This is a genomic window from Cupriavidus neocaledonicus, from assembly GCF_000372525.1.
In the GTDB taxonomy this organism is placed as follows: Bacteria; Pseudomonadota; Gammaproteobacteria; order Burkholderiales; family Burkholderiaceae; genus Cupriavidus; species Cupriavidus neocaledonicus.
In genome coordinates this window covers 1-14,348 of the sequence record NZ_AQUR01000088.1, presented here as the reverse complement: position 1 = coordinate 14,348, position 14,348 = coordinate 1, and the positions used below count along the sequence as shown (strand labels likewise).

Sequence of the window (14,348 nt, the reverse complement as noted above, 5' to 3'; positions counted from 1 at the left end):
GTCCCTATTTTTGCCGGCACGGCCCCGGCGGCCACCCAACCCATCCCGATTCGCCTGTTTTCAAGAGGAGAACCATGACCGCACCGCACGAGACGATGAGCTTCCAGGCGGAAGTGAAGCAGCTGCTGCACCTGATGATCCACTCGCTGTACAGCAACAAGGAAATTTTCCTGCGCGAGCTGGTCTCGAATGCTTCGGACGCCACTGACAAGCTGCGCTTCGAGGCGATCGCGAATCCGTCCCTGCTCGAGAACGACGCCGACCTGGCCATCCGCATCGAGGCCGATGCCCAGGCGCGCACGCTGAAGATCACCGACAACGGCATCGGCATGAGCCGCGACGAGGCCATCCGCAACCTCGGCACCATCGCCCGCTCGGGCACCAAGGAGTTCTTCCAGCAACTGTCCGGCGACCAGCAGAAGGACGCCGCCCTGATCGGCCAGTTCGGCGTGGGCTTTTACTCGGCCTTCATCGTCGCCGACAAGGTCACGGTGGAAACCCGCCGCGCCGGCCTGGGCGCCGAGGAGGCGGTGCGCTGGGAAAGCACCGGCGACGGCGAGTTCACCGTCGACGCGATCGCGCGCGCCGAGCGCGGCACCACCATCACGCTGCACCTGCGCGAGGGCGAGGACGATTTCCTGTCGGCGTGGCGCCTGAAGAGCATCATCCAGAAGTACTCGGACCATATCTCGCTGCCGATCCGGATGCCCAAGGAAGTGTGGGATGCCGAGGCCAGCAGCTACAAGCGCACCGACGAGTGGGAGAGCGTGAACCAGGCCAGCGCGCTGTGGACCCGCGCCAAGTCCGACATCACCGACGAGCAGTACACCGCGTTCTACCAGCACATCGCGCATGACAACGAGGCGCCGCTGGCGTGGACCCACAACCGCGTCGAAGGCCGCAGCGAATACACCCAGCTGCTGTACATCCCGGCGCGCGCGCCGTTCGACCTGTGGGACCGCAACCACAAGGCCGGCCTCAAGCTGTACGTGAAGCGCGTCTTCATCATGGACGATGCCGAGCAGCTGCTGCCGGGCTACCTGCGCTGGGTCAAGGGCGTGGTCGATTCCGCCGACCTGCCGCTGAACGTGTCGCGCGAACTGCTGCAGGAAAGCCGTGACGTCAAGGCGATCCGCGAGGGCTGCACCAAGCGCGTGCTGTCGATGCTGGAAGCGCTGGCCGACAGCGAGGACGAAGCCGAGCGCGCCAAGTACGCTACCTTCTGGCAGCAATTCGGCCAGGCGCTCAAGGAAGGCGTCGGCGAGGACCAGGCCAACCAGGAACGCGTGGCAAAGCTGCTGCGCTTCGCCTCGACGCAAAACGACACCGCCGAGCAGAACGTGGCGCTGGCCGCCTATGTCGGCCGCATGAAGGAAGGGCAGGACAAGATCTACTACGTCACGGCCGATACCTGGTCTGCCGCCAAGAACAGCCCGCACCTGGAAGTGTTCCGCAAGAAGGGCATCGAAGTGCTGCTGCTGACCGACCGCGTCGACGAGTGGATGCTGTCGTTCCTGCGCGAGTTCGACGGCAAGGAGCTGGTGTCGGTGGCGCGCGGCGACCTCGACCTGGGCAAGCTGGCCGACGAAGCCGAGAAGGCCGAGCAGGAGAAGGCCGAGGCCGACTGGAAGGACGTGATCGAGCGCGCCAAGGCCGTGCTGGCCGGCAAGGCCAAGGACGTGCGCGTGACGCTGCGCCTGACCGAGTCGGCATCGTGCCTGGTCTCGGACGAGGGCGACATGAGCGGCTACCTGCAGCGCCTGCTCAAGCAGGCCGGCCAGAAGGCGCCGGACGCCCAGCCGATCCTGGAACTGAACCCCGAGCATGCGCTGGTGAAGAAGCTGCGCGACCTTCCGGAAGGTGAGGCCTTCAGCGACCGCCTGCAGGTGCTGTTCGACCAGGCGCTGCTGGCCGAGGGCGGGATGCTGGAGGACCCGGCGGCCTACGTCCAGCGCGTCAACAAGCTGCTGGCCTGAAGATCGCGATTCGGGCTTGCACGGCGCTGGTTTGCTCTCCTCTCCCATAAATGGGAGGGGGGACAACAATCGCGGTTTTTGCTCGGCCTGCGTACTCGTCATGCCCGACACCTCCCCGCCTCAACCCGACTTCCACCAGGGCCTGCCGCCGGTCATCGACGCCCACACCCGCGTGCTGGTGCTCGGCAGCTTCCCCGGTGCCGCGTCGCTGGCCGCGCGCCAGTATTACGCGCATCCCCGCAACCAGTTCTGGCCGCTGCTGGGCGCGCTGACCGGCGAGCCGCTGGCGGAGCTGCCCTACGGGGAACGGCTGGTGCGGCTGCTGGCGCATCGGATCGGCGTGTGGGACGTGCTGGGCGCGTGCCAGCGCGAAGGCAGCCTGGACAGCAATATCCGCTATCCCCAGGCCAATGATTTCACGCGCCTGCGCGCGTTGGCGCCGGCGCTGCGGCGCATCGGCTTCAATGGTGGCACCTCCGGCCGCTTTGCGCCGCAGTTTGCCGCGCAGGGCTACGAGACCGTGGTGCTGCCGTCGTCCAGCCCGGCGCATGCGGCGCGCAGCTTCGAGCAGAAGCTGGCGTTGTGGCGCGGTCTGCTGGACTGAAGCGCCTGCCGCCGGCATTGCGCGTATCGGATCGGCCCTGACCGGAAGTGACGCCTTCCGGATTGCCGTGGGCCATCGCGCACCTATACTGGAATCGGGCCGGTCCCTATTCCCAACCGGGAGTATCGGCCGCTCCTTGTGCGCCTTGCGGGCTCGCACTTTCGGACGCTTGGCGCGAATGCACCGGAAGTGTTGCCTGGGCCGGTGAACCTGCCGGCAAGGAGGCAATCATGTTCAAGCATCTCCTGCTGGCGGTCGATGGCTCCGACCTGTCTGAATCGGCGTTCCGCAAGGCGCTCGCGCTGGCGCGCGACATGGGCGCGCGTACCACCGCGGTGCGCGTCTGTCCCAACTACCATGTGCTGACTTACCAGGTCGAGATGCTCGAGGACACGCGCGAAAGCTACGTCAAGGAAGCGGCGGAGGGCGCCTCGCAGTACCTGCGCGAGCGGGCCGAGGAAGCCAGCGCGGCGGGCGTGCCGTGCGACACCACCTACGCCGTCAACGACCATCCCTATGAGGCCATCATCAAGACTGCCGAGGACAAGGGCTGCGACCTGATCGTGATGGCGTCGCACGGGCGGCGCGGCATCCAGGGCATGCTGATCGGCAGCGAGACGCTGAAGGTGCTGACGCACAGCAAGATTCCGGTGCTGGTCTATCGCTAGCACGGCGACGCGCGGCAACGAGCAGGGCCCCGGCGGCACCGGTTGCGACACCGGCGCTGCCGGGGCCGCTTTTTTGCCGTCCTCAGGCGCTTCTGGCATCCTGAGGGACGGTTCGCGGCCCTGCTCGCTGCCTTGCCCGAGGCCTGCTCGGGTCCGCCGCCACGTCTTTCTGTCACAATGCCGGCGGCTGGCGCGCCCGCCATGGCCTCAAAGGTGATCTTCCTATGCGTATCTTCGGCATCAGCATCCATATCATCGTCGCACTGTTCTTTGCCGTGCACGCGGTGCGCACGCACCAGAACATGTACTGGCTGCTGATCCTGTTCCTGTTCCCCGGCCTGGGCAGCGTGGTCTATTTCTTTGCGATCTACCTGCCCGAGCTGCGCCAGTCGCGTGGGGCGCGCGCGGCAACGCGCGCCATCACGCAGCTGGTCGATCCCAACCGCGCCGTGCGCGAGGCACACTCGGATTTCGACCGGGCCCCGACGGTGGCGCACCGCATGCGCCTGGGCGCGGCGCTGCTGGCCGCCGGCGCGCCGGCCAAGGCGCTGCAGCACTACCAGGCGGCCGCCAACGGCCCGTTCGCGACCGATCCCGCGCTGTTGCAGGGCCTGGCGCAGGCGCAGTTCGCCACCGGCGATGCGCCCGGCGCGCTGGCGACGCTGGAGAAGCTGTTCGCGGCGCAGCCGCACGCGCGCCAGCAACCGGAGCCGGCCCTGCTGTACGCGCAGGCGCTGGCCGCCACCGGCGCGGCCGGCACGCGCGCCGCCTTCGAGCAGGCGCTCACCAGCGCCAGCGACGCCGCGCCGCGCTGCCTGTTCGCCGACTGGCTGTCCGCCCAGCCCGACCCGGCCGACCGCGAGCGCGCGCAGCAGCTCTATGCCGATATCATCCACGATGCCCGCCACTGGCCGCGCCACGCGCGCGACCACAACCGCGCCTGGCTGCAGCGGGCGCAGGCGGCGCTGGGCAAGTAAATCCGCGTTCGTTCGCGCCGCCGGCCGGTGCGGGCGGCGAACGCCTTTCTCGACGACATGACCCTACTGAAACGCAAATCGATTGAAGCCGTGGCCTCGCGCCGTCCGGCACGCGGCACCCGTACCCGTGGCGAGGCGTCGGCCCGCGAAGAAAAACGCATGACGCCGCGCTTCGCGCCGGTGACGTTCTCGGAAATGGAAGGGGTGCGCTACCTGCACTTCGGCACCGAGTGGGTGCAGGGTGCGATGCGCCTGCGCAAGCCGGACGCGATCGAGCTGGAATACGCGCAGCAGATGATGGCCTGGCTGCTGTTCCTGTCGCCGTCGGTCGATGAATTCCACGTGGTGCAGCTGGGCCTGGGCGCCGCGGTGCTGACCAAGTTCTGCCATCGCCAGTTCAGCCGCGCGCGCGTGACCGCGGTGGAGCTCAATCCCGCCGTGATCGTCGCCGGGCGCAGCATGTTCGGCCTGCGCGAGGACGACGCGCGCCTGACCGTGCGCGAGCAGGACGCCTGGGACTACGTCATGGACGGCGCCCACGCCGGCGCCATCGACGTGCTGCAGGTCGACCTGTACGACGCCACCGCGCGCGGCCCGGTACTCGACACCACCGCGTTCTACCGCGCCTGCCGCCGCACGCTGAAGGCCCCGGGGGTGATGACGATCAACCTGTTCGGCGACCACGACAGCTTTCCGAAGAACATCGAACGCATCTGCGATGCCTTCGACAACCGCGTGCTGGTGTTTCCGGAGGTGCATGACGGCAACATCATCGCGCTGGCCTTCAGCGGGCCGGAAATCGATGTGGCGTGGGAGGTGCTGGAAGCGCGCGCCGACGTGGTCGAGAACACCACGGGGCTGCCGGCGCGGGACTGGGTCAAGAAGCTGCGCGCAGCGAATGCGCGGCAGGAAGAGCGCCTGAAGATTTAAGCGACAACGCAAAAAGGGGAGAGTGGTGTTGGATGCGCCCAAGGCGCCCGAGCTGGCCCAGGCAAGGTGTTCTCCCTCTCCCCTCATGGGGAAAGGGCCGGGGTGAGGGGTGGTTTAGCAAGGCACCACATCGAGCGAAGCCCTCGGTTTTTTCCAGCACGACGCCCGTTGAAACGCCGGCCCTCACCCCCGCCCCTCTCCCGCAAGCGGGAGAGGGGCGCGAACCGCCAGCAAGACGGTACGCCTTCACTCCTTGTGAAAGAACTGCGCCAGCGACCACTCGTCCGTCCGCGCCTCGTACTTCAGTCCCTTCCTCATCGCCCACATCGCCAGCTGGCTGTGCGACGGAATGATGGCGTGGTCGGCCAGCGCGAATTTTGCCGCGGCGCGGGCATTTTCCTCGCGTGCCTTGTCGCTGCTGACCGTGGTCAGCGACTTCTCGATCAGCTGGTCCAGCTGCGGGTTGCTGTACTTGCCCCAGTTCCAGGTGCCGTAGCCCGTCTTCGGGTTGGGCGTGCCGGTGATCGAGCGCAGCGCCACGTCGGCGGCGGCCGAGCCCCAGCCGAGCATCTGGAAGGCAAAGTCGCCCTGGCGCGCGCGCGTGAAGTAGGCTGCCACCGGCATGGTTTCCACCTTGGTCTGGATGCCGATGCGGGTCAGCATGCTGGCGGTGGCCTGCGCCACCGCGGCGTCGTTCAGGTAGCGGTTGTTGGTGGCGTGCAGCGTCAGGCCGAAACCATCGGGGTAGCCGGCCTCGGCCAGCAGCTTCTTCGCGCCTTCCGGGTCATAGGCCTCGGGCTTGGTGCCGGGATGCCCGAAGATCTGCGGCGACACGATCGACGAGGCCGGCACCGCCAGCCCCTCCATGATGCGGCCGACGATGGCGTCGCGGTTCAGCGCCTTGCTGACCGCGGCGCGCACGCGCGCATCCTTGAACGGGTTCTTGCCCAGCGGCTTGCCGGCCTTGTCGGTGACGAAGGGCGGGTTGTCGCGCGACTGGTCCATCTGCCAGAACACGGTGCGCCACGACACCTGCTGCTCGATCCTGAACTTCGGGTTCTGCTTGAGCTTGGCGACGTCGGCCGACGGCACGCTCTCGATCACGTCGACATCGCCCGCCAGCAGCGCGGCGCTGCGCGCGCCGTTGTCGGTGATGATGCGGAATACCGCGCGGTCCCACTCGGGCTTGGGGCCCCAGTAGTCGGGATTGCGCGCCATCACGATTTCCTGGCCGCGCGCAAAGCGGACGAACCGGAACGGGCCGGTGCCGATCATGGCCTTGCCCGAGTCGAAATCGTTCTGCGTCAGCGTGGCCGCGACCTTTTTCGGCATGATCGGCACGCTGTTCAGGTCGTTGGCCAGGTTGGCGTAGTTGGGCACGCTCATGGTCAGGCGCACGGTGAGCGGGTCGGGCGTGTCGATGCGGGCGATCGGCTTGGTGTAGCTGGTGAACGAGCCCGGGCTGTTGACCAGTTTCTCCGGCCGCTCCAGCGAGGCCTTGACGTCTTCGCTGGTAAAGGGCGAGCCGTCGTGCCACTTCACGTTGGGGCGCAGCTTGATTTCCCAGGTGATGGCGTTGACCGGCTTCCACGACAGCGCCAGCCCGGGGATATAGCGGGCGTTCTTGTCCATGAACACCAGCGACTCGAACACGTGCAGGGCAATGGCGTTGTTGGGACCGGCATTGTTCCAGTGCGGATCCATCGACGTGACGTCGGCCGCAAGGCCGATGCGCAGGTCTTCGGCCTGCGCGGCGCCGGCCGGCAGCAGGGCGAGGGCGGTGCCGCCGAACACCAGCGCCGCGGCGGCACGGAGTACCGCGCGGCGCGGCGGACGTTGCGGCGGCAAGGCATGGAGGGTTGTCATCGGGCAGGCTCCTCGTACGGGTCCACGCGAACGCGGACAGGTTCTCAGGCGGGGTTGTCCCGCATTGTGCCGCTAAAGTGGCATGGGTGCAGCCTCGCCGGCAAGGCTGCCCGGTAAAATGGCGTCCATGTTCGCCAATTCCCGCACCATCGTCTCGGCGCAGTCCGAAGTCCATGAACACCTGGCCGCGCGCGTCGCGCGCCATCTCGCCGAGCCGTTCCGCAAGCCCATCGGCGAGCCCAGCCGGCGCGAGCTGGCCGCGGCGCTGCAGCGCTGGCAGCAGGCCGGCGGCCCGGCGCTGATCCTCGATGCCGGCTGCGGCGTGGGGGAAAGCACGCTGCGCCTGGCCACGCAGTTCCCCGACCATTTCGTCATCGGCGTCGACCAGTCCGAAAAGCGCCTCGCCGCCGGCAAGGACTGGTGGGGCGATGCGCCGATGCCGGTCAATTTTTGCTGGGCCCGCGCCGACCTGGTCGATGTCTGGCGCCTGCTGCAGGCGGATGCGGTGCCGGTGGCGCGCCATTACGTGCTGTACCCGAACCCATGGCCGAAGATCGGCCACCTGGGGCGGCGCTGGCAGGGGCACGCGGTGTTCCCGGCGCTGGCGGCGTGCGGCGATTACCTGGAGTGCCGCAGCAACTGGCGCATCTATATCGACGAGTTCGCGCAGGCGCTGGAACTGGCGGGACGCCCGGCCCGGGTCGAGGCCTGGGCGCCGGCGCAGCCGATGACGCCGTTCGAGCGCAAGTACGCGGCCTCCGGCCATGGCTTGTGGCGCTGCGTCAGCGAGCGCCGGCCCGCCTGAGCAACCACAATGAAAACGGCCCGCATCGCGGGCCGTTTCGCTGTCCGGGGACCGGGCGTGTCAGTGGAACAGCGGCTGCTGCGTAGGCGCGTCCTCGGGCAGTTCGGCGTGCACGATCTCGCCGTTGCGGTCGGCGTACAGCGGCGTGCCGCAGTCTTCGCAGTATTCCGGATCGAACAGCGCGGCGTGGCGGAAAATGTCCTCGACGCCGGCATTGCGCAGCTCTTCGCAGATCTGCTCGAGCGGGTTGCCTTTTTCGTCGGCATCGACCTCGCCGGCTTCGCGGCCGTAGACCGGCCAGACGATGCCGTAGATGACGTCCTTCTCGCCGCGCATGGTGAAGCCGACGCGGTATTCCTCGACCACTTCCTCGCCGAAGGCGGCCACCACCGCGGCCAGCTGCCCCGCGGAGATGTCCAGCGTGCCGCACAGGTAGTTGACGGCGGCGCGCACGGTGAGCGGGCGGATGCTCTTGTCGGATTCGCGGCAGGACAGGAAGAACGCGTCCGGCAGCAGCAGCTCGAACTCGCAGCCCGGCAGCAGCAGCGCCACCGACGGCTGCACCTGGCTGCGCCATTGTTCGAGGCAGGTCGAGCGCTCGGCGTGGTGGTCCTTGGCGTCTTCCTGCCAGCGGAACAGCGCCTGTTCGCGCGGCGCCACCACCACCGCCAGCAGGTAGCGCGGGTCGGCCAGGATCGGCGCGGTCTCGGGCAGGTCGCGCAGGTCGACCTTGGGCACCGCGCCGGCCAGCGCCGCCGCGGCCAGCTTGTGCGTCAGCGCGAAGGTGTCGCTGTGGGTGCGCGGCAGCTGGTCGATGCTGTACAGGTAGGGCGACAGCGCGACCTTGGTGCCGTTGGCGAGCACATGTGCCTGCAGGTGCACGGCCAGCGTCTGCGCCAGTTCCGGCTTGAGCGCGCCGGACGGGATCGCGTAGCGGGTGTGTGCGAGGATGGGCGCGGCGATCAGCAGCGCGTCATACTGCTGGCCGTCGACCTCGATCGAGGCGGATTCGGCCAGCGTCTCGGCCTGCTCGGCAAGCACATCGGAGGCGTCGGCATTGTGCTTGAACAGGTGCTCCAGCGCCGCGTCGAGTGCGGTCTGGCTACCGTTCTTCAGCAGGCGGCCAAGGCGCTGCGAAAGCCGCCGCTCCCAGTATCCGTCCTCCATGCGGCTGCCCGATGCGTCGAGGGCGAGCGCATCGGCCACCAGACGCTCGGCGTCGGGAGAGAGTCGCGGGGAAGCCTTGGGGCGAAAACCTGCCATAGAAAGAAACCGTCCGTTTTTTGCGTAAAACGGTATTCTACTCGCTGCGTTGACAGGGAGACCGCTATATGCGGGCGGCCGGTGTGGACGCTACGGCTCGCAGCGACTTATTTTTCGGCGGCAGCGGAAGCCGGGGCAGCGGCGGGCGCGTGGCTCTCGACGCTGTGCGACTCGCCGGAAATGGAAACGTCGCTGCCGCCCTTGGTCAGCAGGTAGAGGGCCGCGCCGGCGACCACGATGAATGCGATGAGGATCTTAGCCATGGTGTCTCCTGGTTCTGGGTGATGCCGGTGTCCGGCTTGCGGTCGTTCGACCGCGTTCTTGTGCGACACAGTTTGGCAGCCATGGCTTGCGTCAAACTTACACGCGCCGGGCGGCGCCGCAGGTGATTCCCGGGTCGCAAGCGCCAAATAAAAAACGCCGCCTTGCCACGCTCCTGGAAAGGGCGGGACGGGCGGCGTCGATGGCGCGAAAGGGCGCTCAGGCGGCCAGCAGCTGGCGCAGCACGAACGGCAGGATGCCGCCGTGGTTGTAATAGTCGACCTCGATCGGCGTATCGATGCGCAGCAGCACCGGCACGCGCTGCACGTCGCCGTTGGCGCGCCTGATCACCAGCACCACGTCCTGCTGCGGCTTCAGTTCGCCCTCGATGCCTTCGATGTCGAAGGTCTCGTTGCCGGTGATGCCGAGCGTCTGCGCGCTGTCGGCGCCCTTGAACTGCAGCGGCAGTACGCCCATGCCGACCAGGTTGGAGCGGTGGATGCGCTCGAAGCTGCGCGCGATCACGGCCTTCACGCCCAGCAGCTGCGTGCCCTTGGCGGCCCAGTCGCGCGACGAGCCGGTGCCGTATTCTTCGCCGCCGAACACTACCGTGGGCGTGCCCTCGGCGACATACTTCATCGCGGCGTCATAGATCGACATCTGCTCGCCGGTGGGCTGGTGGATGGTGATGCCGCCTTCCACGCGCGCGCCGTCCGCCGTCGGCGGGATCATCAGGTTCTTGATGCGCACGTTGGCGAAGGTGCCGCGCATCATCACCTCATGGTTGCCGCGGCGCGAGCCGTAGCTGTTGAAGTCGGCCTTGAGCACGCCGTGCGACAGCAGGTACTTGCCCGCCGGCGAGGTGTCCTTGATCGAACCGGCCGGCGAGATGTGGTCGGTCGTCACCGAATCGCCGAAGATGCCCAGCGCGCGCGCGCCGCGCACGCTGGCCGAGGCCGCCGACGGCTCCATGCTGAAGTCCTGGAAGAAGGGCGGCTCGGCGATATAGGTCGAGCGGGGCCAGTCGTAGACCTGACCCTTGGTGCCCTGGATCGCGCCCCACAGCTTGCTCGGCTTCTTGACCTGCTCGTAGTTGCCCTTGAAGGTCTTGGCGTCCATCGCGTACTTCATCAGGGCGTGGATCTCGTCCGAGCTTGGCCAGATGTCGCCCAGCCAGATGTCGCGGCCGTCCTTGCCCTTGCCGACCGGCTCGGTCATCAGGTCGCGCGTGACGTTGCCGGCGATGGCGTAGGCCACCACCAGCGGCGGCGAGGCCAGGAAGTTGGCGCGGATGTTGGGGTGGATGCGGGCCTCGAAATTGCGGTTGCCCGACAGCACCGCGGCGGCGACCAGGTCGTTGCTGGTGATGGCCTCGTTCAGCTCGGGCGACAGGTCGCCCGCATTGCCGATGCAGGTGGTGCAGCCGTAGGCGGTCACGCCGAAGCCGAGCTTTTCGAGGTAGGGCAGCAGGCCCGCGGCCTTCAGGTATTCGGTGACCACGCGGCTGCCAGGCGCCAGCGAGGTCTTGATGTGCGGCGCCACGCTCAGGCCGGCTTCGACCGCCTTCTTGGCCAGCAGGCCGGCGCCCAGCAGCACGCTGGGGTTGGAGGTGTTGGTGCAGGAGGTGATGGCGGCGATCAGCACGTCGCCGTTGCGCACTTCGATGCCGTCGGCGGTGCTGTAGCTGCGGTTCAGCTCGGCGGCATCCTTGTTGAAGCCGTTCTCGGCCACCGGCTTGCTGAACAGCGAGGCAAAGGTGCTCTTGACGTTGCCGATCTCGATGCGGTCCTGCGGACGCTTCGGCCCCGCCAGCGACGGCGCCACCGTGCCCAGGTCCAGCGTCACCACCTTGCTGTAGTCGATCTCGCCGGCGCGGGGAATGCCGAACATGTTCTGTGCGCGGAAATAGCCCTCGAACGCGGCGATTTCCTCGTCGGTGCGGCCGGTGCCGCGGAAGTATTCGATGGTCTTCTCGTCCACCGGGAAGAAGCCCATGGTGGCGCCGTATTCAGGCGCCATGTTGCCGATGGTGGCGCGGTCCGGCAGGGCCAGGCTGGCGGTGCCTTCGCCGAAGAATTCGACGAACTTGCCCACCACCTTTTCCTTGCGCAGCATCTCGGTGATGGTCAGCACCAGGTCGGTGGCGGTGACGCCTTCGCGCAGGCGGCCCTTCAGTTCCACGCCGACCACGTCCGGCGTCAGGAAGTACACCGGCTGGCCCAGCATGCCGGCCTCGGCCTCGATGCCGCCGACGCCCCACCCGACCACGCCGATGCCGTTGATCATGGTGGTGTGCGAGTCGGTGCCGACCAGCGTGTCAGGGTAGTAGACCCCATCCTTGCTGTGCACGCCGCGGGCCAGGTATTCCAGGTTGACCTGGTGCACGATGCCGAAGCCGGGCTGCACCACGCCGAAGGTGTCGAAGGCCTGCATGCCCCACTTCATGAACTGGTAGCGCTCGTTGTTGCGCTGGAATTCCAGCTGCATGTTCAGGTCCAGCGCCTTCTTTTCGCGGAAGTGGTCGATCTGCACCGAGTGGTCGACCACCAGGTCGACCGGCACCAGCGGCTCGATCTGCTTGGGGTTCTTGCCCATCTTCTCGGCCACGTTGCGCATCGCCGCCAGGTCGGCCAGCAGCGGCACCCCGGTGAAGTCCTGCAAGACCACGCGCGCCACCACGAACGGGATCTCGTCGACGCGCTCCGCGTTGGGCTTCCAGCTGGCCAGCTGGCGGACGTGTTCCTCGGTGACCTTCTTGCCGTCGCAGTTGCGCAGCACCGATTCGAGCACCACGCGGATCGACACCGGCAGGCGGCCGATGTCCAGGTCCAGTGCCTTGCCCAGCTGGGGCAGGGAGTAATACTGGCCCTTGCCGGAAGGGCCGATGCTGAATTCTTTTAGCGTGTTCTTGAGGTTGTGGGGCATTGCCGTACTCCGATCGAAGGATGATGCGATGGCATTGGCTCGGACCTGAATCGAGACCCCGGTGCGCCGCCACGGCGTTTGACCGCGGTCCGAGGCAGGCAGCGCACTGCAACTGCATACTCTAACCGGGGCGCGGCTTCGCCGCCACCCGGCACGGCAAGGCAAAAAGGGCGCTGGCGGCCGCCATGCAGCGGCCGCCAGCGCCCCGGTACGGATTTACTGCTTGGGCGCGGCGGATTGCTGGGTGCTTCCAGGCTGAATCGTCTGGCCGTCCGGCGGGGTCACCAGCAGCGGGGTCGTGGCCGGCGCGCGCAGGCCGCCGGCCTGGGTGGGGGCCGCGGCGCCGGCCTGCATGGCGGCGCTCTGGCAATCGTCGGCGAGGCGCTGGCCCAGGTTCTTGTTGAACAGCATGGCCTTGCTCGGGATCACCACCAGGTCCAGGCCGGTGCGGGCGTCGTAGTAGCGGTCGGCGCCGGTCACGGTGGCCTGGCGCGGCAGCTTGTAGTCGCGGCCTTGCCAGTGCACGGTCAGGACTTCGTCGCGCAGCATGTCGCCGGCGATATACAGGCTGTTGCCCAGCTCGCACTGCCACTTCTCGCCGCTCGGGGTCACCGCCGCGGCAGTGCCGGCCGCGGCGGCGGCGCCGGCGGCGGCCTTCTTGCTCGACGACTTCTTCTTGGTCGTGGTCTTCTTGGCCGGCTCCTGCGCCATCACGGCGGTGGCGGTGGTCAGGCTGAAGGCGCCGATGCAGGCGGCAAGGACAAGATGTTTCATTTTGTGAGTGCCTTTCGGATACTGAAATCGATTTATGGTCATGTGCCCCCGGCACGCGGGCGGCGCTGGGATCATTGCCGCCGCTATTCTCTACGATTTGGCCGGGGCGGCGTAGTGCTCTGGGCTTTGGTTACATAATCGGCGCCGCTGTTGGGCCGGCTTCACTTGGGCTGGCTTCACTTGCGCTTGCCGATCGGCACGAACTTCCGGTTCTCCGGCCCGGTGTAGTTGGCGCTGGGGCGGATGATCTTGTTGTCGATGCGCTGCTCGATGATGTGCGCGGCCCAGCCGGAGGTGCGCGAAATCACGAACAGCGGTGTGAACATCGCGGTGGGCACGCCCATCATGTGGTAGCTGACCGCACTGAACCAGTCCAGGTTGGGGAACATCTTCTTGATGTCCCACATCACGGTTTCCAGCCGCTCGGCAATGTCGAACATCTTCATCGAGCCGGCGTCCTTCGACAGCTTCTTCGCCACTTCCTTGATCACCTGGTTGCGCGGGTCGCCGGTGGTGTACACCGGGTGGCCGAAGCCGATCACGACTTCCTTGTTCTCGACGCGGCGGGTGATGTCGGCCTGGGCCTCGTCCGGGTTGTCGTAGCGCTTCTGGATCTCGAACGCGACCTCGTTGGCGCCGCCGTGCTTGGGGCCGCGCAGCGCGCCGATCGCGCCGGCGATCGACGAGTACATGTCGGAACCGGTGCCGGCGATCACGCGCGCGGTGAAGGTCGAGGCGTTGAACTCGTGCTCGGCGTACAGGTTGAGCGAGGTGTTCATGGCGCGCTCCCACAGCGCCGACGGCTTCTCGCCGTGCAGCAGGTGCAGGAAGTGGCCGCCGATCGAGTCGTCGTCGGTTTCCACCTCGATGCGGCGGCCGTTGTGGCTGTAGTGGTACCAGTACAGCAGCATCGAGCCCAGGCTGGCCATCAGGCGGTCGGCGATATCGCGCGCGCCCGGGGTGTTGTGGTCTTCCTTCTCCGGCAGCACCGTGCCCAGCACCGACACGCCGGTGCGCATCACGTCCATCGGGTGCGCGCTGGCGGGCACCCATTCGAGCGCCGCCTTGACGTTGGCGGGCAGGCCGCGCAGGCTCTTGAGCTTGGCCTTGTAGGCGGCCAGCTCGGATTTGGTCGGCAGCTTGCCGTGCACCAGCAGGTGGGCGATTTCCTCGAATTCGCAGGTCTCGGCGATNTCGAGGATGTCGTAGCCGCGGTAGTGCAGGTCGTTGCCGGTGCGGCCGACGGTGCACAGCGCGGTGTTGCCGGCGGTCACGCCCGACAGCGCGACGGATTTCTTG

General features: G+C 67.5%; 12 protein-coding genes. 6 read left to right on the top strand and 6 right to left on the bottom strand.

From position 1 onward, the window contains the following. Positions 1-74 precede the first annotated feature (74 nt). The 5 genes from htpG (at position 75) to A3AG_RS0110255 (ending at position 5,155) form a co-directional block, all read left to right on the top strand. Complete coding sequence (gene htpG / locus A3AG_RS0110275; RefSeq protein ID WP_018005312.1) at positions 75-1,976, top strand: molecular chaperone HtpG; 1,902 nt, start codon at positions 75-77, stop codon at positions 1,974-1,976. 100 nt (positions 1,977-2,076) lie between these two features. After that, on the top strand, positions 2,077-2,580 hold the full coding sequence (locus tag A3AG_RS0110270; protein ID WP_018005311.1) for a DNA-deoxyinosine glycosylase: 504 nt from the start codon (positions 2,077-2,079) through the stop codon (positions 2,578-2,580). A 230-nt stretch (positions 2,581-2,810) separates the two neighbouring features. Beyond that, a complete protein-coding gene (locus A3AG_RS0110265) occupies positions 2,811-3,248 on the top strand; it encodes a universal stress protein (protein WP_018005310.1) in 438 nt (145 codons plus the stop codon). Positions 3,249-3,472: 224 nt separating this feature from the next. After that, positions 3,473-4,225 (top strand): membrane protein, encoded by a 753-nt coding sequence (locus A3AG_RS0110260; RefSeq protein WP_018005309.1) that lies wholly within the window; start codon positions 3,473-3,475, stop codon positions 4,223-4,225. A gap of 57 nt (positions 4,226-4,282) precedes the next feature. Then, positions 4,283-5,155 carry a class I SAM-dependent methyltransferase gene (locus A3AG_RS0110255; RefSeq protein ID WP_018005308.1) on the top strand — a complete coding sequence of 291 codons (873 nt, stop codon included), beginning with the start codon at positions 4,283-4,285 and terminating at the stop codon, positions 5,153-5,155. Positions 5,156-5,401: 246 nt separating this feature from the next. Here the strand turns inward: A3AG_RS0110255 and A3AG_RS0110250 are convergent, their stop codons facing one another. Then, the gene (locus A3AG_RS0110250; RefSeq protein WP_018005307.1) at positions 5,402-7,021 is read right to left on the bottom strand and encodes an ABC transporter substrate-binding protein; all 1,620 of its coding nucleotides are present in this window, start codon (positions 7,019-7,021) and stop codon (positions 5,402-5,404) included. Between the two features lie 118 nt (positions 7,022-7,139). On the opposite strand from A3AG_RS0110250, the gene trmB reads away from it, so the two are divergent. Further along, positions 7,140-7,826 (top strand): tRNA (guanine(46)-N(7))-methyltransferase TrmB, encoded by a 687-nt coding sequence (gene trmB / locus A3AG_RS0110245; protein ID WP_018005306.1) that lies wholly within the window; start codon positions 7,140-7,142, stop codon positions 7,824-7,826. Between the two features lie 60 nt (positions 7,827-7,886). On the opposite strand, the gene A3AG_RS0110240 is transcribed toward trmB, so the two are convergent. The 5 genes from A3AG_RS0110240 to prpC form a co-directional block, all read right to left on the bottom strand. Then, entirely contained in the window at positions 7,887-9,089 is a 1,203-nt protein-coding gene (locus A3AG_RS0110240; protein ID WP_018005305.1) for a DUF2863 family protein, read from the bottom strand. Positions 9,090-9,196: 107 nt separating this feature from the next. Then, a complete protein-coding gene (locus tag A3AG_RS34215; protein ID WP_018005304.1) occupies positions 9,197-9,352 on the bottom strand; it encodes a hypothetical protein in 156 nt (51 codons plus the stop codon). 217 nt (positions 9,353-9,569) lie between these two features. Next, the gene (acnA, locus tag A3AG_RS0110230; protein WP_018005303.1) at positions 9,570-12,275 is read right to left on the bottom strand and encodes an aconitate hydratase AcnA; all 2,706 of its coding nucleotides are present in this window, start codon (positions 12,273-12,275) and stop codon (positions 9,570-9,572) included. A 216-nt stretch (positions 12,276-12,491) separates the two neighbouring features. Next, complete coding sequence (locus A3AG_RS0110225) at positions 12,492-13,049, bottom strand: hypothetical protein (protein WP_018005302.1); 558 nt, start codon at positions 13,047-13,049, stop codon at positions 12,492-12,494. 176 nt (positions 13,050-13,225) lie between these two features. Next, positions 13,226-14,348, bottom strand: a 1,123-nt coding sequence (gene prpC, locus A3AG_RS0110215) for a bifunctional 2-methylcitrate synthase/citrate synthase (protein ID WP_018005301.1), incomplete at its 5' end; no start/stop codon positions are given.

Bases quoted from the DNA above. Each gene is read 5' to 3' on its own strand.
- A3AG_RS34215 (WP_018005304.1), bottom strand. From the start codon at position 9,352: ATGGCTAAGATCCTCATCGCATTCATCGTGGTCGCCGGCGCGGCCCTC.
- A3AG_RS0110265 (WP_018005310.1), top strand. From the start codon at position 2,811: ATGTTCAAGCATCTCCTGCTGGCGGTCGATGGCTCCGACCTGTCTGAA.
- A3AG_RS0110260 (WP_018005309.1), top strand. From the start codon at position 3,473: ATGCGTATCTTCGGCATCAGCATCCATATCATCGTCGCACTGTTCTTT.
- A3AG_RS0110240 (WP_018005305.1), bottom strand. From the start codon at position 9,089: ATGGCAGGTTTTCGCCCCAAGGCTTCCCCGCGACTCTCTCCCGACGCC.
- trmB (WP_018005306.1), top strand. From the start codon at position 7,140: ATGGCGTCCATGTTCGCCAATTCCCGCACCATCGTCTCGGCGCAGTCC.
- A3AG_RS0110225 (WP_018005302.1), bottom strand. From the start codon at position 13,049: ATGAAACATCTTGTCCTTGCCGCCTGCATCGGCGCCTTCAGCCTGACC.
- A3AG_RS0110250 (WP_018005307.1), bottom strand. From the start codon at position 7,021: ATGACAACCCTCCATGCCTTGCCGCCGCAACGTCCGCCGCGCCGCGCG.
- acnA (WP_018005303.1), bottom strand. From the start codon at position 12,275: ATGCCCCACAACCTCAAGAACACGCTAAAAGAATTCAGCATCGGCCCT.
- A3AG_RS0110270 (WP_018005311.1), top strand. From the start codon at position 2,077: ATGCCCGACACCTCCCCGCCTCAACCCGACTTCCACCAGGGCCTGCCG.
- A3AG_RS0110255 (WP_018005308.1), top strand. From the start codon at position 4,283: ATGACCCTACTGAAACGCAAATCGATTGAAGCCGTGGCCTCGCGCCGT.
- htpG (WP_018005312.1), top strand. From the start codon at position 75: ATGACCGCACCGCACGAGACGATGAGCTTCCAGGCGGAAGTGAAGCAG.